Source organism: Methylocella sp. (assembly GCF_044226135.1).
Classification (GTDB): Bacteria; Pseudomonadota; Alphaproteobacteria; order Rhizobiales; family Beijerinckiaceae; genus Methylocapsa.
In genome coordinates this window covers 63,641-81,420 of sequence record NZ_JBGAHM010000004.1, presented here as the reverse complement: position 1 = coordinate 81,420, position 17,780 = coordinate 63,641, and the positions used below count along the sequence as shown (strand labels likewise).

The following is a 17,780-nucleotide window of genomic DNA, read 5'->3' as shown; positions in this document are numbered from 1 at the left end:
CCAGCTCTTGCGCAGAAAAAGCGGCCGCGCTACTTCTTGGCTTGTCCGCTGGGGCCCGCTCCGCCCCGGCCCTGCCGCTCCTGCGCAGCCCGCGCCCCCCGGACGGCAGCTTGAGACCGCGTCACAAGGAGGTGCGATGGGCGTCCCCTATGCCGATCTCGGCCGGTCTTTCGGCCCGAGGCGGATCCGAGAAGCCTCCTCCTCCTCCAGATTCAGCCATTACGCCACAATTTCCGACCTCGTCGCGCTGCATGCGGCCGCCCGCGACATGCGTTTCGCGGGCCGGGGACGCACCCAGAGCCTGCTGCCCGCGCGCGCGGACCGGCGCTCCAACGGGGCGCCGGCGAACCTCGGCCTCGAGGCCCGCAGCCTCTCGACGCTTCCCGCGCCCCGGCGGCCGCGCGCGCCTTCGAGCGACGGCCTGCCGGCGCCGGTCCTGATCGTCGTCGACCAGCGCCTGTCGATGTTCTTCGGCTCGCGGCGCTCGCTGAAATCGGTCGCCGCCGCCGAGGCCGCGGCGCTCTGCGTCTGGCGCGGGCTCGACTTCGGCGCGGCCGTCGGCGGCGTGGTGTTCAATGATTCGACCGTCGAGCCGGTCGAGCCGCGGCTCGGCGGCGGGGCGGCCATGCAGCTCGTCAGGACGATCGCGACGAAGAACGGGGAGCTGCGCGCGGGCTCGCCGCAGCCGCGCGCGCCAAAGCAGCTCGAAGCGGCGCTGCGCTCGAAGCTGCTCGCCCGCGCCGGCGGCTGCAACATCGTGGTCGTCAGCGACTTCGAAGGCCATTGCGCCTCGACGCGCGAGCTGCTGCGGGAGATCGGGTCGCAGAACCAGGTGCTCGCGGTCTGCGTCTACGACCCCTTTCTGCTCGATCTCTCGCGCGCCGGCGACATCATCGTCACGGGCGGCGAAGTGCAGATCGACCTTGAATTCGGCGACGGCCTCGTCAGGCGGCGCCTGTTCGACCTCGCCGACGCGCAGGCGAGCCAGGCGCTCGCGGTCGAGCGCGAGCTTGGCGTGCCCGTCTACGCCGTTTCGGCGGCCGAGGACACGCCGCCGCAGATGCGCGGCCTGCTCGACGCGCTCTGCGCGCGCCCGGACGAGCGGGACTGACCGGGCGGAGCCGGCGGCCGGCTCTATTTCTTGCAGTCGAGATCCTTGTCCTCGACCGAAAACACCTGCCCCTTCTCGACCGTCACGTTTCTGGCGAGGCAGACGCGCCCGTCCTGGTAGCCGATTTTGAGGTCATAGACGCCGCTGTCGACGCCCTTCACCACGAGCCGTTCGTCGTGGTCGACCTCCCTGTCCTTGTCGTTCAGGCACTGGTTCTCGCCGAAGGCGCCGGCGCCGGCCGGCGAAAGGCGCAGGTCGGACACGGTCTTGGCGGTCAGGTTCCAGAAGCGCGTCGGCTTTTCGGCCGCCTGCGCGCCCGCGGCGCACAGGAGGGCGAGGGCCGCGACGGCGAAAAATCGCATGGCTTGTCCTTTATGGCGTTTCGTCCCGCCGCCCATTTAAGGGGCCCGGCGCGGTTTGAACAGGGGCGGCGCGGTTGCGCCCGCGCGCCGGGGCCGCTAGGAACCGGCGACCTTTCTCGTCCCGTCCTGTTTCCACGTCCTGTCCTGTTGCAAGGAGCCTTGATGCGCCCCTCGAAGCGCGCCGCCGACGCATTGCGGCCCGTCACCCTCGAACGCAACGTCGCGCGCTACGCCGAAGGCTCCTGTCTCGTCAAATTCGGCGAGACCCATGTGCTGTGCGCGGCCTCGCTCGAGGACAAGCCGCCGCCGTGGCTGCGCGGCCAGGGGCGGGGCTGGATCACCGCCGAATACGCCATGCTGCCGCGCGCCACCCACACCCGCACCAAGCGCGAATCGACCTCGGGCAAGCCGTCCGGCCGCACGCAGGAGATCCAGCGCCTGATCGGCCGCTCGCTGCGCGCCGTCGCCAATCTGCAGGCGCTCGGCGAGCGCCAGATCATGATCGACTGCGACGTGCTGCAGGCCGACGGCGGCACGCGCACCGCCTCGATCACCGGCGCCTGGGTCGCCCTGCACGACTGCCTGAAATGGATGCGCTCGCGCTCCATCATCAAGGACATGCCGCTGCGCGACCATGTCGCCGCCGTCTCCTGCGGCGTCTCGAACGGGGAGCCCGTGCTCGACCTCGACTATGCCGAGGACTCCACGGCCGAGACCGACGCCAATTTCGTGATGACGGGCGCGGGCGGCCTCGTCGAGGTGCAGGCCACGGCCGAAGGCGCCGTGTTCAGCGAAGAGCAGCTCCTCGCCATGATGGGGCTCGCGCGTTCGGGCTGCGAAAGGCTCGTCGCCCTGCAGAAGGCGGCCATCGCGTGAGCGGCGCGGCGCTCAGGGGACGGCTCGTCGTCGCCACCCACAACGCCGGCAAGCTCGCCGAAATGCGCGAGCTTCTGAATCATTACGGCGTCGACGCGGTCTCCGCCGGCGAACTCGGCCTGCCCGAGCCCGAGGAGACCGGGACGACCTTTCTCGAAAACTCGCGGCTCAAGGCGCTGGCCGCGGCGACGGGCGCGGGCGCGCCGGCGCTCGCCGACGATTCGGGCCTCTGCGTCGACGCGCTCGGCGGCGACCCCGGCGTCTATTCGGCGCGCTGGGCCGGCGAGACGCGCGATTTCGGGGTCGCCCGCGCGCGGGTCGAGGCGGCGCTGAAGCAGGCCGGCGCGAAGCCCCCCTTCCGCGCCCATTTCATCTGCGTGCTGACGCTCTGCCAGCCCGACGGAACGATGGAGAGTTTCGAGGGCCGCGTCGACGGCGAGCTGGTTTTTCCGGCGCGCGGCTCGCTCGTGTTCGGCTACGACCCGAATTTTCTGGCCGACGGCGCGACGAAAACCTTCGGCGAGATGACGCTTGAGGAAAAGCAGGCGATCCCGCCCGACGGCGCGCCGGCGCTGTCGCATCGCGCGCGCGCCTTCCAGGCCTTCGCCCGGGCCCGCCTCGCGCGCTGAGGCGCTGGGCGGAATGGGCGCAAGAGGGCTTCAAAAATCCACGAAATCTGGACGCGGCGGCGCGGCGCGCTTGATTTCGACCGCGTCGCGGCATACCATATTGCAACGCAATATCGAGGCGCGCCGCGGAGACCGCGGCGAACCGGGCGGGACAGCCGCCGAAGGAACCCGCGATGTCCGCCGTCTGGAACACCAAATATGGCACGCGCCGCGTGCGCCACGATCCGCCGACCCTGAAGGAGGCGATCCTCGCCGCGCAGGGCCTCACCGACCAGCTCATGGAGCAGGTCGAGATCGCCGCCGCCCTGATGGATCTGCCGGCGGCCGAGGTCCGCGCCGAACTCCTGAAGAACGCCCAGCCGCGCAAGGCCGAACAGATCGTGACGACCGCCGGCCGCGCCCCGCGCACCGTGGTGGTCGAGCGCCGCAGCCGCCGCATCGCCATTCCGCAGCGTCCGGCGGCGCGCTGACGCGCCGCCGCCGCGCTCCATCCGGATTCAGAGAATCTCCCGGCGCAGCAGGTCTTCGAGCCAGTCGGCGAAGACCTGCAGCCGGCGCGACAGATGCCGGCGGTGCGGATAGAGCAGCGTCAGGGGCGCCGGCGCCGCGCGAAACTCCGGCATCGTCTCCCTGAGCGCGCCGGCCTCGACATGGCCCCTGACGTCATAGGCGGGAATCTGGATCAGGCCGAGGCCGGCGAGGCAGCAGGCGATATAGGCCTCCGCGCTGTTGACCCCAACGCGGCCGCGCATCGGCGTCGTGCGTAACACGCCGCTTTCGACCCACTCCCAATCCTCGACGCGGCCGGTCGACGGCGACGCGTAGCGCACCGCCACGTGGCCGGCGAGATCGGCGGGGGTTCGCGGCGCGCCGTAGCGTTTGAAATAGGACGGGCTGGCGACGTTGATCAGCGGCAGCTCGCCGATCCGGCGCGCGATCAGCCCCGAGGAATCGAGCGCGCCGACCCTCAGGGCGCAGTCGACGCCGTCCTCGATCAGGTCGACCGCCCGGTCGGTGACGCCAAGCTCGAGATCGATCTCCGGATAGGCGTCGAGGAACGAGGGCAGCGCCGGCGCGATGACCAGCCGGCCGATCCGCCCCGGCGCGTCGACCCTGAGCCGGCCCGAGGGCCTCGCGGCGGCGCGGCGGAACAGGCTCTCGGTCTCCTCGACGTCGGCGACGAGGCGAAGGCAGCGCTCATGAAAGGCGGCGCCGTCGAGCGTCGGCGCGACTTTTCGCGTGGTGCGGTGCAAAAGCCGCGCGCCAAGCCGGGTCTCAAGATCGAGAATGGCGGCGGAGACGGTCGAGCGCGGCAGCCCCAGCGCCGCCGCCGCGCGCGTGAAACTGGCGCAGTCGACCACGCGGATGAAGATGCGGAACTGGTCGATGCGGTCCATGGCGCGGAGCATTATACGCCCAGACTGACCAGTGAAACCAAGGCCGGCGGCTTTATCTCGAAATCCAGGACGGTAATCTGCGCGGCGAGAGGCGCCGCAAACCGGCGGCGCCACAGGGAAGCAGCGGCATGACCGATCACAGCGTCAATGGAAAAACCGTCATCGTCGCCGGCGGCGCGAAAAATCTCGGCGGCCTGATCGCGCGCGATCTCGCGGCCCATGGCGCGAGAGCCGTCGCGGTCCACTACAACAGCCCCGCCTCGAAGGCCGACGCCGAGGCGACCGTCGCCGCGATCCGGGCGCTTGGCGCCGAGGCCGTCGCCCTTCAGGCCGATCTCACCTCGGCCGCCGCCATGGAAAAACTGTTCGAGGACGCGGCCGCGGCGCTCGGCCGGCCCGACATCGCCGTCAACACGGTCGGCAAGGTGCTCAAAAAGCCGATCCTCGACATCTCCGAGGCGGAGTATGACGAGATGAGCGCGGTGAACGCCAAAACCGCCTTTTTCTTCATCAAGGAGGCCGGCCGGCGGGTCAACGACAACGGCAAGATCTGCAACGTCGTCACCTCGCTGCTCGGGGCCTTCACGCCGTTCTATTCGTCCTACGCCGGCACGAAGGCGCCGGTCGAGCATTTCACCCGCGCGGCGGCGAAGGAGTTCGGCGAGCGCGGCGTCTCGGTGACGGCGATCGGCCCGGGGCCGATGGACACGCCCTTCTTCTATCCGGCCGAGGGGGCCGAGGCGGTCGCCTATCACAGAAGCGCGGCGGCGCTGTCGAAATTCTCGAAAACCGGCCTCACCGACATCGAGGACATCGCGCCTTTCGTGCGCTTTCTCGTCGGCGAAGGCTGGTGGATGACGGGCCAGACCATTCTGGTCAACGGCGGCTACACGACCAAATGAGCGGCGGGCGGCGCAAAGGCGCAATTTGAGCGCCGGAAAAAGGAATTTTGGGTGAACGGCGTGTTAAAAGGCGGCGGCCGGCCTGCGCCGGCCTTCGACCTGAACCGACGCGCGTCCGCAACCCAGGGCTCTTATGGCGACTGACCTTCTGGCGACTGATCCGCAAACCGCCGGTCCCGGCTTCGGCGTCTATGTGCACTGGCCGTTCTGCCTGTCGAAATGCCCTTATTGCGACTTCAACAGCCATGTGCGCCATGAGAAGGTCGACGAGGCCCGCTTCGTCCGCGCCTTCGAGGCCGAGATCGCCCATCGCGCGGCGCTCGCGCCCGGACGGACGGTCGATTCGGTGTTCTTCGGCGGCGGCACGCCGTCCCTGATGCGGCCCGAAACCGTCGGCGCGATCCTTGACGCCGTGGCGCGGCGCTGGCGGCTCGCCGACGGCGCCGAGGTCACGCTCGAAGCCAACCCCACGAGCGTCGAGGCCGGGCGGTTCCGCGACTACCGGGCGGCCGGCGTCAACCGCGTCTCGATCGGGGTGCAGGCGCTCGACGACGCCGATCTGCAGGCGCTCGGGCGCCGCCACAGCGTGGCGGAGGCGCTCGCGGCGCTCGACACCGCGCGCGCCATTTTCACGCGCTTCTCCTTCGACCTCATCTACGCCCGATCCGGCCAGAGCCTGTCCGCTTGGCGCGGCGAGCTTTCGCGCGCGCTCGGCCTCGCCGGCGGGCATCTTTCGCTCTACCAGCTCACGATCGAGCCCGGCACCATGTTCGAGAAGCTGCGCGACGCCGGGCGGCTCGACCTGCCCTCGATCGAGCTTTCGCGCGATTTCTGGGACGCGACGCAGGAGCTCATGAGCGCGGCCGGCATGCCGGCCTATGAGGTTTCAAACCATGCGCGGCCCGGCGCCGAGAGCCGGCACAATCTCGTCTACTGGCGCGCCGGCGACTATGCCGGCGTCGGCCCCGGCGCGCATGGGCGCCTCTCGCTCGGCGCCGGGCGGCGCGCGCAGGCCTGCGCGCGAACCCCGGAAGCGTGGCTCGAACAGGTCGAGCGCGAAGGCCATGGCCTCGTCGAGGACGCGCCGCTGACGCGCGAGGAGCAGGGCGACGAATTCCTGTTGATGGGCCTGCGCCTCGCCGAAGGCGTCGATCCGGCGCGGTTCGAGGCGGCTTCGGGCCGCGCGCTCGACCCGCGCCGGGTCGACTCCCTCGTCGCCGAGGGCATGGTCGAACGGACCCGCGACGGCCGGCTGCGGGTCAGCGCCGAAGGCTTTCCCCTGCTCGACGCGGTGGTCGCCGATCTCGCCGCCTGAGGTCTTGGTCGCCTGAGGTCTTGGTCGCCTGAGGTCTTGGTCGCCCAAAACCGCGGCGATCTGGGGCCGGCGCCGGCCGGGGCGCGGCCGAGATCATGGTTAATTGGGCGCCCCCCGGCCCACGCCGCACCCTCGCCACATTCCCGGCCTCTCTTGACCTTTGCGTGAAGCGGCGACGCCGCATCCGCCACGCAAGCCTGATCCTGCACGCTAAGACGCCCCACGAACGGCGAGCCCCCTCACGAAATGCGACGGGCCGTTACGGGCCGTTAATGGTTCAAGTCTAATCAAGATCTTCATCCTTCCGAGGCGCGCCGGCTCCGCAGGACCCGAGCCGCCCGGACAAACCGGAAGAGTGTTCGTGCGCAGAGCCCGCCGTTCAAGCGCCCTGAAAGGCGCGCGCCGCCTCGCCGCCGCGACGGCCGCCGCAGCCCTCGCCACGATGGCGGCGACAGGCTCGACGCAGACGGCGGTCGCGAACGGCGACACGCGCACGCTCTATCTGCAGCATTCGCATACCGGCGAGACGATCGCGGCGACGTTTCGCGTCAACGGCTCCTATGACCCGGCGGTCCTCGCCAAGCTGAATTATTTCCTGCGCGACTGGCGCAACAACGACCAGACCCGCATGGACCCGCGCCTGTTCGACGTGGTGTGGGAGGTCTATCGTTCGGCCGGCGCGACGCAGCCGATCGTCGTCTATTCGGCCTATCGTTCGCCCGAGACCAACGCCATGCTGCGCCGTCGCTCCAAGGCGGTGGCCGAATATTCGCAGCACATGCTCGGCAAGGCGATGGACACGACCATGCCCGGCATGTCGATGGAGCAGATCCGCGAGATCGGCATGAAGCTGCAGCGCGGCGGCGTCGGCTATTATTCGCGCGAGAATTTCGTCCATCTCGACGTCGGCAATGTGCGCAGCTGGCCGCGCATGAACTATGACCAGCTCGCGCGCCTCTTTCCCGACGGCAAATGCGCGCATCTCGCCTCGAACGGGCGCACGCTGCCCCGCTACGAGGAAGCCCGCGCCGAGATCGCCGCGCGCGGCGGCGGCGTCGACACCACGCCGGTCGAGACGCCCGCCGGCGGCATCTTCGCCTGGCTGTTCGGCGGCGCCCGCGACCGCCAGGAGCAGGCGGAGGCGGCGCGCGTCGCGTCCCAGGCCCAGAGCGCCCCCCAGACGCCGCGCTCTGGCGCGACGCAGGTGGCGGCGCTCGAAAAGCCTGTCCGCATGAGCGCCGCCGAACGCCGCGCCGCCGCGAGACGCGCCCGCGAGGCTCCGGCCGTCGCCGCGATCGAGACCGCCAACGCCCGCGGCGAAGAAACACGCGGCCAGAACCGCACGCTGTTTGCCGGGCTCCAGCCGCCCGCAGCCATTCCCGCGCCGCAGCCCGCCCAACCCGCGGCCCCCGCGCCCGCGCCGGCCGTGGCGCAAAGGCCCGCGCCCGCGCCGGAAAGCGCGCCGCCGGTCGCGGCCGCAAGCGTCGCCTTCAGGCCCGACGCCCGTTTCGCCTCGGCGCCCATCCCGGCGCGGCGCGAGCGGATCGAGCCGCTCGCGACGCGTGTCGCCGCCGCCGACGCAACCCCCAAGGACAAGCCCGAGGCCGCAAGAGAGGGGCTCGACGCCGCGACCCGCTCCCTGTTCGCCGCAGCCCCGATCCCGCCCGGCCGCCCTGCGGCGGCGGCCGCAGCGGAGCCTGCGGCCCTCGCCTTCGTCGACGCGCCAATGCCGCCCGCACGGCCCGCGGCGCGTGCGCATCTCGCCGCGCTGTCTTCGACCGACGCGGACGCCCCCCTTTCCGCCGTTCCGCCAGCTCCCCCGGAGCCGACGGCCCGGCCCGAGCCGAAATCGACCGCCGCCGTGCTCGCCCGGGCCGCGAGCCTGCCCGTCGTCATCACGCAGGGGCCCAAAGACCAGCAGGCGCTGCCGACAAGCGCGCTCGGCTACGCCGCCGTCGGAGGCAAGAACCGGCAGGTCGGACGCCTCGGCTCGCCCGCCGCGCCCGAAATCGTCTCGGCCCGTCTCGACCGCTCCAATTTCGCCGAACTCACGAGCGACACGCCGGCGGCTGAATCCGCGCCGGCCTCCTTCCTCGGCCAGGCGCTCACGGGCCTGCGCCAGGCGGCCCGGGTCATACCCGATTCCCTGTCCGCCGCGCCCTACGCCGGCTACAAGATGGTCTATGGCGCCGCGGTCGGCTTGTTCGACTATGAGCGCTTCTCAAGGCCGCAACCGCCCGGCGAGACCGTCGCGCATGGCGACGGCGTGAAGATCACCGACGCCTCGGTCTCGCGCTGATCGGGGCCTGAGCCCGGCTTGCGCCCGGCGCGACGCGCTTGAACGGCGGCGCGCTTTCCCGCAGATTGCGGCGAGTCGTCGTCCAACCCGAGCCGCCCTTCTCCATGCGCGCGCGTTTCGTCTCCGCCACGCCCAGCGAGCCAGCGCCGCCCCCGCGCGACGGGCGCCAGTCCGCCGCCGCCCTGCTTGTCGCGCGCGGAACCCGGCGGCTGCTGCGACGGCTCGATTTCGCCTCGGTCACCGAGCTGCCGCTGTTGTCCGGCCGGCGCGCCGACATCGTCGCGCTGTCGGCCGGCGCCGAGCTTCTGATCGTCGAAGTCAAATCCAGCGTCGCGGATTACCGCGCGGACCATAAATGGCGCGACTATCGCGCCCATTGCGACCAGCTCTATTTCGCAGTGCCGGCGAGCATGCCGCTCGACATCATGCCGCAGGACGCGGGCCTGATCGTCGCCGACGCCTATGGAGCCGCAATCCTGCGCGAGGCGCCGCGCCACAAGGTCGCGCCGGCGACGCGCCGCGCCGTCGTGACGCGCTTCGCCCAGGCGGCGGCCCACAGGCTGCATGCGCTGAGCGACCCGGACGCCGCCGGCGCCGAGGCCTTTTGAAACGCCCGGGCGAACCATTTTCCGCGTCAGGGCGAGATGGCGCGGCAAGGCGAGATGGTCGCCCGGCCGGGCGGGATGAGCGGGCGTCGGCGCGCGATGACCGGGCTTCGACCTTCGCTCAAATCCTGAGGCCCGACCGCGCCGAGGCGTCCGCCCCGATCAAGCGGCGCGAAATTTTCGCCGCAGGTCACGGAGACCACGCCTGCGCGGCCTTTCTCCAAAAGCCGGCCGGCGGCGCGCGTCACAAGAGACCATGCGCGCGACGGCCGCGCTCGATTATGCGCAAGACCCGGAACCGAACGCCCGACGCACGCCGGTCGCTGCTCGCCGCGCGGCGGCGCGAAGCCGTCCGGCCGACGCAGGAGCGTCAGCCCAGACTTGCTCGCCCGGCGTCTCGGCCGGACGCCCCAGGCTTCTCAAACCCCGCAGTCCGACGTCGCGCCGCTGGCGTCAGGCGTAAGAGCGGATAAGGCTGCCGACGAGAAGGCTCCAGCCGTCGATCAGGATGAAGAAGAGAACCTTGATCGGAAGCGCGATCACCGACGGCGGCAACATCATCATGCCCATCGACATGGTCAGCGTGGACACGATCATGTCGATGACAAGAAACGGCAGGGCGATCAGGAATCCGATCTCGAACCCGCGCCGCAGCTCGGAAATCATGAAAGCGGGAACGAGCGTGCGCAGATCCTCCGGCGATTGATCGCGGGCGCGCGAGGTTTCATGGGAGAGATCGTCGAAGAGCTTGAGATCCTTCTCGCGGACATGCGAGAGCATGAACTCCCGGAACGGCGCCACGATCTTGGGAAAGGCCTCCTCCTCCGACATCCTGTTTTCCATCATCGGCCTTATCCCGCCGTCCCATGCTTTCTCGAACGTGGGGCCCATGACGTAGAAGGTCATGAACAGCGACAGGCTGATCAGAACAAGATTGGCGGGCGTGCTTTGCAATCCAAGCCCGGCGCGCAAAAAGGAAAGCGCGACGACGAAGCGCGTGAAGCTCGTCGTCATGACGAGCAGCCCGGGGGCCACTGACAACACCGTCAGGATGGCGACAAGCTGAATGATGCGGCCTGCGGCGGCGGCGTCCCCGAGCGGCGCGAGGCCGCCGAGGTCGATGGTCTGCGCCATCGCGAAGCCAGGAGCCCCGACCGCCAGAGCGGCCGCGAGGCGCCAGACGGCTTTTCGTTTCATCAGCAAAGCGCCAGTCACTGCACCACCAATGTCTGAAGAATGAGTTCGCGCACGCGCCCGTCGGAGCGCGCCTGGGCCCGCTCGTTCAGATCGTCGCGAAAATGTTGCAGGCCGCTCGCGCCGGACAGATCGGTCAGCGACAGCGTGCGCACGAAGGCAAGCACGTCTTCCGCGATCCGCGCGGCAAGCACGTCCAGCTTGCCAGGCTTCTGCTCCGCCAGGACGATCGACGCCTGAATCCGGACCCAGACATTCGGCGGATTGGCGAGATTTCCGATGATCGGAGGAAGATCATACAATGTGGCGGATTGCGGCGGAGCGGCCGGATGCGCAACTTCGGACGTCCGCGCGACGCCCGGCGTTTGCAGAGAATGGGACAACCAGCGTCCGAACATGACGCCGGAGGCGGATCCAGCAAGAGTCATCACCACGACGACGCCTATGAAATGAATCGGCCGAAGCGGCTTCGTCGCCGCAGCCTCCTGATCGTTCACTTCATTCGACATGCTCATTGCGCCGCCTATCCGCCGACAATCGACCGAGGTTTCATCTTCCTGTGAGACGCCGGTTGAAATATTCCAAAATCGCCTCCGGCGTTCTCCTAGAGCGGCTTGAAGCGATCGAAGAGCTGCTGTCCCCACGCCGGCTGCTGGACTTCCATGATACGGCCCCTGCCCCCGTAGGAAATGCGCGCCTCCGCCACCTTGTCATATGAGATCGTATTTTCCTTGGAGATGTCGCGCGGCCGCACGATGCCGGCGACGTTCAAAAGCCTGATTTCAAAATTGACGCGCACTTCCTGCGAACCGCTGACGACGAGATTGCCGTTCGGCAGCACGTCGGTCACCACCGCGGCCACGGACAGGAATATTTTCTCAGACCTGTCTGTCGTGCCCTTGCCGTTGGTCGAGCTCAGGGAATTCGCCTCATATTCGGGCTTCCATTCCCATTTGGATCCATTCACGGCAAACTGCCAGTCAACGTCGCCTTTGACCTTTGAATCGAGCGACCGGCCGGAGGCGTTGCCGAAGCTGGCGCGGTCGTTGATCCCGATGTTCACCGTCACGACGTCGCCGATCTTGGAGGCGCGCGGATCGCTGAAGATGTCCGCGCGACCGCCGTTCCAGATCGAATGCGACGCTCTTTGCGCCGACGGGAGAAACACGGCGCTCGCCGTAGGCTGCACCTCCGTCAAAAGCCCAGACCCGACCGGGCTCATCATCGGCTCGCGCCCGATCTCGCGAATGTCTCCGGCGCAGCCGCCGAGCGCAATCGAACAAAGAATCGAAATGACGTATCTCATATCAAGACTTCTTTTCGACTTGCGGCTCAGGCCCGGACAGAACGCGGGTCAATCGCGCCGCGCGGCCGACTTCCATTTCGTTCATGATCGCGCTTGAGGCGCGCGGCGGCATTTTCGCGAGAATGGCGGCGGCCGCCTGGTCTTCCATCAAGGCGAGCTGAAGCGCCGCCGCGTCAGGCCGCATCTTGGCGTAGATCGACACGACGCCATCCGTCGCCTGCTTCAGCATGTCGTCACGTCGACGCAGCCATTCCTCATATTCGGCCTTCTTCCGCTCGAGATCGGCCACGCCTCTGCGCACACGCTCCTCGATCTCCTTGAGCCTGCGCGTCTGCCAGACGATCCGCGCGTCGCCGATCGCGGCCTTGTTGGCGCCGCAGAACGTTTGCAGATCTGCGTTTGACGAGGTCTTCTCGATCGGATGAGCGCGCTCGGCCTTCTGCTCGGCGGCGGCGGCGCAGGATGCGGCGACGCACATGACGCCGACCCAGACGCGCGCCGCCCGCATATGTCGGGCCGCAAGATCTCCACAGCGACGCGCGACGTTCGTCTCGTTCATGCGCGGGCGTCCTTTCGCGTCTCGGGCGTTTGACGGCTTTCAGTCCTGATAAAAATGGACCGATCGCCTTGCGCCGACCTTGCGCCGCGTTATTGGATCACCAGATCGGCCTGCAGCGCGCCGGCCGCCTTGATCGCCTGCAGGATGGCGATAATTCCCATCGGCTTCAGGCCGATGCGGTTAAGGCCTCCGATCAGCTCGCGCAGGCTTGCGCCATGCACGACGCCGATATGGCCTCCTTGTTCGAATGTGTCGATGTCCGTGCGCGGCACGACGACCGTCCGTCCGTTGGAGAAGGGCGCGGGTTGCGACACTTGCGGCGTTTCGGCGATGCGGACGTTGAGATTGCCATGGGTGACCGCGACCGTTGAAATCTGGACGTCCTGCCCTATGACGATCGTGCCGCTGCGCGCGTCGATCACCACGCGCGCAGGCGCGTCGGGTTCGATCGTCAGCTCTCCGATGTCCGCCATGAAGCGGGTGGCTCCGACATTCGGCGGCTTCGCCAGAGACACCGCGGTCAAGTCGCGCTCCTGCGCGACGCGGCGTCCATAGCGGCGAATGGCGTATCTGTTGATGACCTCCGCCATTCGCACCGCCGTGTTGAAGTCCGGATTCTTGAGATTGAGCGTGAGGGCGCCGACGTCGCGCAGCGTCAGAGGAACGTCGCGCTCCACGAGCGCGCCATTCGCTATATGCCCGGCCGTCGCGACGTTCTGTGTTATGGTTTCGGCCTGCCCCTGGACCGCGAAGCCCGCGACCGACACCTGGCCTTGCGCAATCGCGTAGGTTTGCCCGTCGACGCCGGTCAGCGACGTCAAAATCAGCGTGCCGCCATAAAGCGACGTCGCGTCGCCAAGAGACGATACGGTGACGTCCATGCGCGCGCCAGGCTGGATGAACGGCGGAAGATTTGCGGTGACGAGAACCGCGGCGACGTTGCGCGTCCGCAGCGCCATGGACCGGACGTTGACGCCCATTCGATCCAGCATGGACTGAAGCGCCTGCTCCGTGAAGGTGGAGTTGCGCAACGTGTCGCCGGTTCCCTGAAGGCCGACGACGAGGCCGTAGCCGACCAGCTGATTGTCGCGAACATCCTGAAGCGACACGATGTCCTTGATGCGCACCGCGGCGTGAGCCGGAACGCTCAGGAGCGCGGCGAAGACAAGGCCGATGACGGCGAGCCGCTTCATCCGCCATGCATCCGAACTGAGCCGTCCGCCTGAACGACGCCGGTGACGACAGCGCCCGTTTCAAGGTTGCGAAGCGAAATGACGTCGCCGACCGCGCCATCCTGCAAAGCGGCGCCATAAGTCGCAATCGACAGCGCGCCCTGCTCAAACAGGACGGGCACTTTCGCGCCATTGACGATCAGCTTCGGATCGCCGACCGCGTTCAACGGAATGGCGCGGCCCGGAAGCAGGGTGCGCCGCGCAATCTTTCCGACGATCGCCTCCGGCGCCGTCACGACGCGCCCAACCGGCTTGCCCATGGCGTCGACGTCCCGTTCGGTCAGCCATTCCGCCTTGATCACGTCGCCCGGGTAGATGGTGATCGACGGCGTGGGCAGCCGGTATGTTTTCGCGTCCTGAGCCGCCGCCGCGCCCACGCCAATCGTCACGACGGCGGCTCCTGCCATCATGCGCCCGCATCGGCCGGCGCGGCTCGCGAGATTCTTCATCATGGCTCACCCCATGTTCTTTGACACCGTCGCCTGCATTTCGGACGCGGCCTGAATCACCTTCGAATTCATCTCATATGCGCGCTGGGCGGCGATGAGGTCAGTGATCTCTTTCACCGGATCGACGTTGGAGCTTTCCAGATAATACTGGCTGATGGTGGCGAAGCCGGGATCGCCCGGGACGCCGACGACAGGGGCTCCTGAAGCTTCGGTCTGCTTGTAGAGATTGTTGCCAAGCGGCGTGAGGCCCGCTTCGTTGGCGAAATTCGCGAGGCTCAGCTGACCGAGCTGTTGCGGCGCGGTCTGGCCGGCGATGATCGCCGAGACGAGGCCGGACTGGCTGACGGTGACGTCGACCGCATTGGACGGGACGATCATCGGCGGGCTCACCACATATCCGTCAGCGGTGACGATCTGGCCGGAGGCGTTGGTGTTGAAGGCGCCGGCTCGCGTATAGACGGTGTCGCCATTGGCGTCCGTGACCTGGAACCATCCGCGCCCGCTCAACGCCCAATCCAGCCTGTTGCCGGTGTTGGCCAGGGAGCCCTGAATATGAAGATTCCGAATCGACGCGGTGCGGACGCCAAGTCCAAGCTGCGCGCCTTCCGGAACCGTATTGGCCTGACCCCGGCTCGACACGCCCTTGAGACGTTCGGTCTGATAGAGAAGATCGGTGAATTCGGCGCGCGCGCGCTTGAAGCCGGTGGTGTTGATGTTGGCGATATTATTGGCGATCACCGACACGTTGAGATCTTGCGCCGCCATTCCCGTCGCCGCGATGGAAAGAGCTTTCATGTCGTTCCCCCGCCTCAGATCGCCATTTGTGAAAGAGACTGATATGCGGCGACCGCCTTGTCGCGGACGGCGATCGCCGTCTGAAGCGACTGTTGCGCGCTCATGACGGATTCGACGACCTGTTGGGTCGTCGCCTTGCCCTGAACGCCCAGAATGGCGGTCGCCTCGCCGGCCTTCAGGTTCTTCGTCGCGTCGCCCACGAGGGCGGCGAACACGTCGCCGAAGCTCGCTCCGGCGGCGCCCGCGGCGGACGACGCCGCTGACGCGGCGCCCGCCGCGGCGGGACCCAGAAGCGGGCTGGCGAAGGAAACGGCTCCAATCATGACGAGCTCCTCAAGAGATCAATGGTCATCGACGCGAGTTCGCGCGTCTGCCGGACGACCTGGAGATTGGCTTCATACGAGCGGTTGGCCTCCCGCATGTCAGCCATCTCCATGATCAGGTTGACGTTCGGGAGCTTCACGAAGCCGGCGGCGTCGGCGGCCGGATTGCCGGGATCCTGCTCCACGCGAAACGGCGACTTGTCGACGCCGACCCCTTGCGTCTTCACCAGGTCGACGCCCGACGCCCGGTCGAGCTCGCTTGCGAAGGTGATGGTCTTGCGGGCGTAAGGATCGGCCCCCGGGCTCGATCCGGTTGATTGCGCGTTCGCGAGATTTTCCGAAACGACGCGCATGCGCATGGATTGCGCGGCGAGACCGGAGCCGGCGACCTTCAGCGACGCTTCAAGAGGATCAATCATGGCCTACCCCTTGACGCTGGTCATGAGCATCTGATGGAAAGCCTTCACCACGCTCGCGTTCAGGGAGAAGGCGCGGCTGATCTCGCCAGCTTTCATCATTTCATTTTCAAGGCTGACGGTGTTGCCCGAATGGGTCGTCTCCCATCTGGCGCCGTCCTCCGTCTGCGTCTGTTCAAAGGACATCGGATCCACGCCGAGATGGCCGGCGTTCGTGGCGGCGAGGCGGACTGACGCGTCGTCGAAGACATCCTGAAAGGGAAGCGTCTCGCGCGCTGAAAATCCCGGCGTATTCGCGTTGGCCACATTCGTGGCGACAAGGGATTGACGCACGCTCAGCCACCGCGCCTGTTGCGACGCGAGATCAAAAAGATGGATGGGGCCCATGCCTTGACTTTCAAATCGTCTTGCATGGCCCATGAATAGCCGCCCGACCTTGCGCCGGGCTGTCGCGTCGGGCCGCCCCCGGCGACCGCCAGCCGAAACGAGCGGACGCCGCGCGCTAGCGGCGCAGCCGCGCGTCCTGCAGGGCTTTGGCGAGCTGGGCGGCGAGGCGATCCGGATCGGCGTCGGGCGCGGCGTGACGCTCTATGGCGACGTCGTAAGCCGTCGCCGCGATGCGAAGCTTGAAAATGACGTCGACGCCGGCGGATTCGAATTCGAGGACCAGCGTCACCCGCGGCTCGCTCGCCCAGTCAGCCTCATAATTCGCGTCGAAGGCATAGCGCAACGCCCCGGGCTCGAAGAACAGCTCGCTCGAAGATTCGACAAGGTCCCGCACATTGGCGAATCTCTCGAATCTGATGAAGGCGATGAAGTCGGCGACGTCAATCAGGCGCAGTTCGTCGACAAGGGGCGCGAGCGCCTCGGACAGGACGGCCTCGGCCCGCTTGACCGCTTCGGCGCGCGTCGACGGCATGGCTTCCTCTCTCATTTCGCGACGGCCCGCGCGGCGGACTTCGAATAAAGATAATGAATGAGCTCGGCCACCGCCTTGTAGAATTGCGGCGGGATCGGCTGGTCGACCTCTACGGCGTCGTACATGGATCGCGCCAGAGCCTTGTCTTCGATCACGGGAATGGCGTTCCGCTCGGCGAGTTCGCGAATCTTGAGCGCGATCAGATCCTGGCCCTTGGAAAGAACCATCGGCGCCCCGCCTTCCTCCTTCACGTAGCGCAGGGCGATCGCGTAATGGGTCGGATTGGCGATGACCAGAGTCGCCCGCGGCACCGCGGCGATCATGTTGTTTCGCACGCGCGCCTGGGCCAGCGACCTGAGCTTGGCCTTGCGGATCGGATCGCCCTCGCTTTCCTTCAGCTCGTCCTTGATCTCCTGTTTGCTCATGCGCAATTCGCGCCGCCATTTGACCCTCGCCCACACGAGGTCGGCTCCAAGGAGGACGACGGTCGCGACGCATACGACCGAGAGCAGCTTCATGGCGATGGAGAGAATGAGCTCGGGCAACGCTTCAGGAGGAACGCCCATGGCGTCGACAAGCTTGTCCTGTCCCCATTGCAGGACAGAAAATGCGATGGCGCCCAGCGATGTCAATTTGAAAACGCCTTTCAGGAACTCCGCAAAACCGCGTGCGCTGAAAAGACGATGGCGCCCTTCCTTTAAGGAAATCCGTTCGAGCTTCGGCGCAATTCTATCAAAGACGATGCGGGGCGGGCTTTGCAGCGCCGAAGCCAGCACGCCCGCCGCGGCGAAAACCGACAGCGGCCCGATCAGGAGCCTGAAGCACTCCCAGGCGACGACGCGCGCCAGCGCCGCGGCGTCCCCGCCCTCCGTCAGCGCGAAGCCGCCTGCGTCGTCGAGCAGGCGTCGCAGCAGCGGCGTCGCGGAGGCGACCACGCTCTCCAGCATGAAGGCGCCGACGATGAGCATGGCGGAGACCGAGGCGAACAGCGCCGCCTCGCGCGACAGCGGGGTCTCGCCCCGCTCGAGCGCGTCGGCGATCTTCTTGTCGGTCGGCTCTTCGGTGCGGCTTTCCCGATCTTCGCTGGCCAT

Annotated in this window: 22 protein-coding genes; 8 read left to right on the top strand and 14 right to left on the bottom strand. The window is 67.8% G+C overall.

The genetic code is table 11. The annotated features are described in order from the left end of the window. The first annotated feature begins 136 nt into the window (after positions 1-136). On the top strand, positions 137-1,111 hold the full coding sequence (locus ACILRB_RS03450; RefSeq protein WP_395664894.1) for a DUF58 domain-containing protein: 975 nt from the start codon (positions 137-139) through the stop codon (positions 1,109-1,111). 23 nt (positions 1,112-1,134) lie between these two features. On the opposite strand, the gene ACILRB_RS03445 is transcribed toward ACILRB_RS03450, so the two are convergent. Next, entirely contained in the window at positions 1,135-1,473 is a 339-nt protein-coding gene (locus ACILRB_RS03445; RefSeq protein ID WP_395664893.1) for a hypothetical protein, read from the bottom strand. A gap of 162 nt (positions 1,474-1,635) precedes the next feature. On the opposite strand from ACILRB_RS03445, the gene rph reads away from it, so the two are divergent. The 3 genes from rph (at position 1,636) to ACILRB_RS03430 (ending at position 3,448) form a co-directional block, all read left to right on the top strand. After that, a complete protein-coding gene (gene rph / locus ACILRB_RS03440) occupies positions 1,636-2,349 on the top strand; it encodes a ribonuclease PH (RefSeq protein WP_395664892.1) in 714 nt (237 codons plus the stop codon). Beyond that, the gene (gene rdgB / locus ACILRB_RS03435) at positions 2,346-2,978 is read left to right on the top strand and encodes an RdgB/HAM1 family non-canonical purine NTP pyrophosphatase (RefSeq protein ID WP_395664891.1); all 633 of its coding nucleotides are present in this window, start codon (positions 2,346-2,348) and stop codon (positions 2,976-2,978) included. The genes rph and rdgB overlap by 4 nt, the downstream gene beginning before the upstream one ends. 173 nt (positions 2,979-3,151) lie before the next feature. Next, complete coding sequence (locus ACILRB_RS03430) at positions 3,152-3,448, top strand: hypothetical protein (protein ID WP_395664890.1); 297 nt, start codon at positions 3,152-3,154, stop codon at positions 3,446-3,448. Positions 3,449-3,475: 27 nt separating this feature from the next. On the opposite strand, the gene ACILRB_RS03425 is transcribed toward ACILRB_RS03430, so the two are convergent. Then, entirely contained in the window at positions 3,476-4,375 is a 900-nt protein-coding gene (locus ACILRB_RS03425) for a LysR family transcriptional regulator (protein ID WP_395664972.1), read from the bottom strand. Between the two features lie 128 nt (positions 4,376-4,503). On the opposite strand from ACILRB_RS03425, the gene ACILRB_RS03420 reads away from it, so the two are divergent. From ACILRB_RS03420 to ACILRB_RS03405, 4 genes are all read left to right on the top strand, one after another. Next, positions 4,504-5,277 carry an SDR family oxidoreductase gene (locus ACILRB_RS03420; protein ID WP_395664889.1) on the top strand — a complete coding sequence of 258 codons (774 nt, stop codon included), beginning with the start codon at positions 4,504-4,506 and terminating at the stop codon, positions 5,275-5,277. A gap of 133 nt (positions 5,278-5,410) precedes the next feature. Continuing rightward, positions 5,411-6,592 (top strand): radical SAM family heme chaperone HemW, encoded by a 1,182-nt coding sequence (gene hemW / locus ACILRB_RS03415; RefSeq protein ID WP_395664888.1) that lies wholly within the window; start codon positions 5,411-5,413, stop codon positions 6,590-6,592. Between the two features lie 361 nt (positions 6,593-6,953). Continuing rightward, positions 6,954-8,891, top strand: a complete 1,938-nt coding sequence (locus tag ACILRB_RS03410; RefSeq protein WP_395664887.1) for a DUF882 domain-containing protein — start codon at positions 6,954-6,956, stop codon at positions 8,889-8,891. Positions 8,892-8,995: 104 nt separating this feature from the next. Next, a complete protein-coding gene (locus tag ACILRB_RS03405; protein ID WP_395664886.1) occupies positions 8,996-9,499 on the top strand; it encodes an MmcB family DNA repair protein in 504 nt (167 codons plus the stop codon). A 450-nt stretch (positions 9,500-9,949) separates the two neighbouring features. Here the strand turns inward: ACILRB_RS03405 and fliP are convergent, their stop codons facing one another. The 12 genes from fliP to ACILRB_RS03345 form a co-directional block, all read right to left on the bottom strand. Continuing rightward, the gene (fliP, locus tag ACILRB_RS03400) at positions 9,950-10,693 is read right to left on the bottom strand and encodes a flagellar type III secretion system pore protein FliP (protein ID WP_395664885.1); all 744 of its coding nucleotides are present in this window, start codon (positions 10,691-10,693) and stop codon (positions 9,950-9,952) included. A gap of 14 nt (positions 10,694-10,707) precedes the next feature. Beyond that, a complete protein-coding gene (locus tag ACILRB_RS03395; RefSeq protein WP_395664884.1) occupies positions 10,708-11,205 on the bottom strand; it encodes a flagellar basal body-associated FliL family protein in 498 nt (165 codons plus the stop codon). 89 nt (positions 11,206-11,294) lie between these two features. Further along, entirely contained in the window at positions 11,295-11,996 is a 702-nt protein-coding gene (gene flgH / locus ACILRB_RS03390; RefSeq protein ID WP_395664883.1) for a flagellar basal body L-ring protein FlgH, read from the bottom strand. A gap of 1 nt (position 11,997) precedes the next feature. After that, entirely contained in the window at positions 11,998-12,555 is a 558-nt protein-coding gene (locus ACILRB_RS03385; RefSeq protein WP_395664882.1) for a MotE family protein, read from the bottom strand. Between the two features lie 89 nt (positions 12,556-12,644). After that, a complete protein-coding gene (gene flgI / locus ACILRB_RS03380; protein ID WP_395664881.1) occupies positions 12,645-13,748 on the bottom strand; it encodes a flagellar basal body P-ring protein FlgI in 1,104 nt (367 codons plus the stop codon). Then, positions 13,745-14,236, bottom strand: a complete 492-nt coding sequence (flgA, locus tag ACILRB_RS03375) for a flagellar basal body P-ring formation chaperone FlgA (protein ID WP_395664880.1) — start codon at positions 14,234-14,236, stop codon at positions 13,745-13,747. The genes flgI and flgA overlap by 4 nt, the downstream gene beginning before the upstream one ends. 6 nt (positions 14,237-14,242) lie before the next feature. After that, positions 14,243-15,031, bottom strand: coding sequence for a flagellar basal-body rod protein FlgG (flgG, locus tag ACILRB_RS03370; RefSeq protein ID WP_395664879.1), 789 nt, complete (start codon positions 15,029-15,031; stop codon positions 14,243-14,245). Between the two features lie 14 nt (positions 15,032-15,045). Beyond that, a complete protein-coding gene (locus tag ACILRB_RS03365) occupies positions 15,046-15,354 on the bottom strand; it encodes a flagellar hook-basal body complex protein FliE (RefSeq protein WP_395664878.1) in 309 nt (102 codons plus the stop codon). Further along, complete coding sequence (gene flgC, locus ACILRB_RS03360) at positions 15,351-15,773, bottom strand: flagellar basal body rod protein FlgC (protein WP_395664877.1); 423 nt, start codon at positions 15,771-15,773, stop codon at positions 15,351-15,353. Before flgC ends, ACILRB_RS03365 begins: the two co-directional genes overlap by 4 nt. A 3-nt stretch (positions 15,774-15,776) precedes the next feature. Beyond that, entirely contained in the window at positions 15,777-16,157 is a 381-nt protein-coding gene (gene flgB, locus ACILRB_RS03355) for a flagellar basal body rod protein FlgB (RefSeq protein ID WP_395664971.1), read from the bottom strand. A gap of 115 nt (positions 16,158-16,272) precedes the next feature. Next, a complete protein-coding gene (locus ACILRB_RS03350) occupies positions 16,273-16,689 on the bottom strand; it encodes a hypothetical protein (protein WP_395664876.1) in 417 nt (138 codons plus the stop codon). 11 nt (positions 16,690-16,700) lie between these two features. Next, positions 16,701-17,780, bottom strand: a complete 1,080-nt coding sequence (locus ACILRB_RS03345) for an EscU/YscU/HrcU family type III secretion system export apparatus switch protein (protein ID WP_395664875.1) — start codon at positions 17,778-17,780, stop codon at positions 16,701-16,703.

Excerpts from the sequence above, each read along its gene's own strand:
- ACILRB_RS03450 (WP_395664894.1), top strand. The coding sequence starts at position 137 with ATGGGCGTCCCCTATGCCGATCTCGGCCGGTCTTTCGGCCCGAGGCGG.
- ACILRB_RS03345 (WP_395664875.1), bottom strand. The coding sequence starts at position 17,780 with ATGGCCAGCGAAGATCGGGAAAGCCGCACCGAAGAGCCGACCGACAAG.
- flgB (WP_395664971.1), bottom strand. The coding sequence starts at position 16,157 with ATGGGCCCCATCCATCTTTTTGATCTCGCGTCGCAACAGGCGCGGTGG.
- flgG (WP_395664879.1), bottom strand. The coding sequence starts at position 15,031 with ATGAAAGCTCTTTCCATCGCGGCGACGGGAATGGCGGCGCAAGATCTC.
- ACILRB_RS03385 (WP_395664882.1), bottom strand. The coding sequence starts at position 12,555 with ATGAACGAGACGAACGTCGCGCGTCGCTGTGGAGATCTTGCGGCCCGA.
- rph (WP_395664892.1), top strand. The coding sequence starts at position 1,636 with ATGCGCCCCTCGAAGCGCGCCGCCGACGCATTGCGGCCCGTCACCCTC.
- hemW (WP_395664888.1), top strand. The coding sequence starts at position 5,411 with ATGGCGACTGACCTTCTGGCGACTGATCCGCAAACCGCCGGTCCCGGC.
- fliP (WP_395664885.1), bottom strand. The coding sequence starts at position 10,693 with ATGAAACGAAAAGCCGTCTGGCGCCTCGCGGCCGCTCTGGCGGTCGGG.
- flgH (WP_395664883.1), bottom strand. The coding sequence starts at position 11,996 with ATGAGATACGTCATTTCGATTCTTTGTTCGATTGCGCTCGGCGGCTGC.
- ACILRB_RS03365 (WP_395664878.1), bottom strand. The coding sequence starts at position 15,354 with ATGATTGGAGCCGTTTCCTTCGCCAGCCCGCTTCTGGGTCCCGCCGCG.
- ACILRB_RS03430 (WP_395664890.1), top strand. The coding sequence starts at position 3,152 with ATGTCCGCCGTCTGGAACACCAAATATGGCACGCGCCGCGTGCGCCAC.
- ACILRB_RS03395 (WP_395664884.1), bottom strand. The coding sequence starts at position 11,205 with ATGAGCATGTCGAATGAAGTGAACGATCAGGAGGCTGCGGCGACGAAG.
- flgI (WP_395664881.1), bottom strand. The coding sequence starts at position 13,748 with ATGAAGCGGCTCGCCGTCATCGGCCTTGTCTTCGCCGCGCTCCTGAGC.
- ACILRB_RS03445 (WP_395664893.1), bottom strand. The coding sequence starts at position 1,473 with ATGCGATTTTTCGCCGTCGCGGCCCTCGCCCTCCTGTGCGCCGCGGGC.
- flgC (WP_395664877.1), bottom strand. The coding sequence starts at position 15,773 with ATGATTGATCCTCTTGAAGCGTCGCTGAAGGTCGCCGGCTCCGGTCTC.
- ACILRB_RS03350 (WP_395664876.1), bottom strand. The coding sequence starts at position 16,689 with ATGCCGTCGACGCGCGCCGAAGCGGTCAAGCGGGCCGAGGCCGTCCTG.
- ACILRB_RS03425 (WP_395664972.1), bottom strand. The coding sequence starts at position 4,375 with ATGGACCGCATCGACCAGTTCCGCATCTTCATCCGCGTGGTCGACTGC.
- flgA (WP_395664880.1), bottom strand. The coding sequence starts at position 14,236 with ATGAAGAATCTCGCGAGCCGCGCCGGCCGATGCGGGCGCATGATGGCA.
- ACILRB_RS03405 (WP_395664886.1), top strand. The coding sequence starts at position 8,996 with ATGCGCGCGCGTTTCGTCTCCGCCACGCCCAGCGAGCCAGCGCCGCCC.
- ACILRB_RS03420 (WP_395664889.1), top strand. The coding sequence starts at position 4,504 with ATGACCGATCACAGCGTCAATGGAAAAACCGTCATCGTCGCCGGCGGC.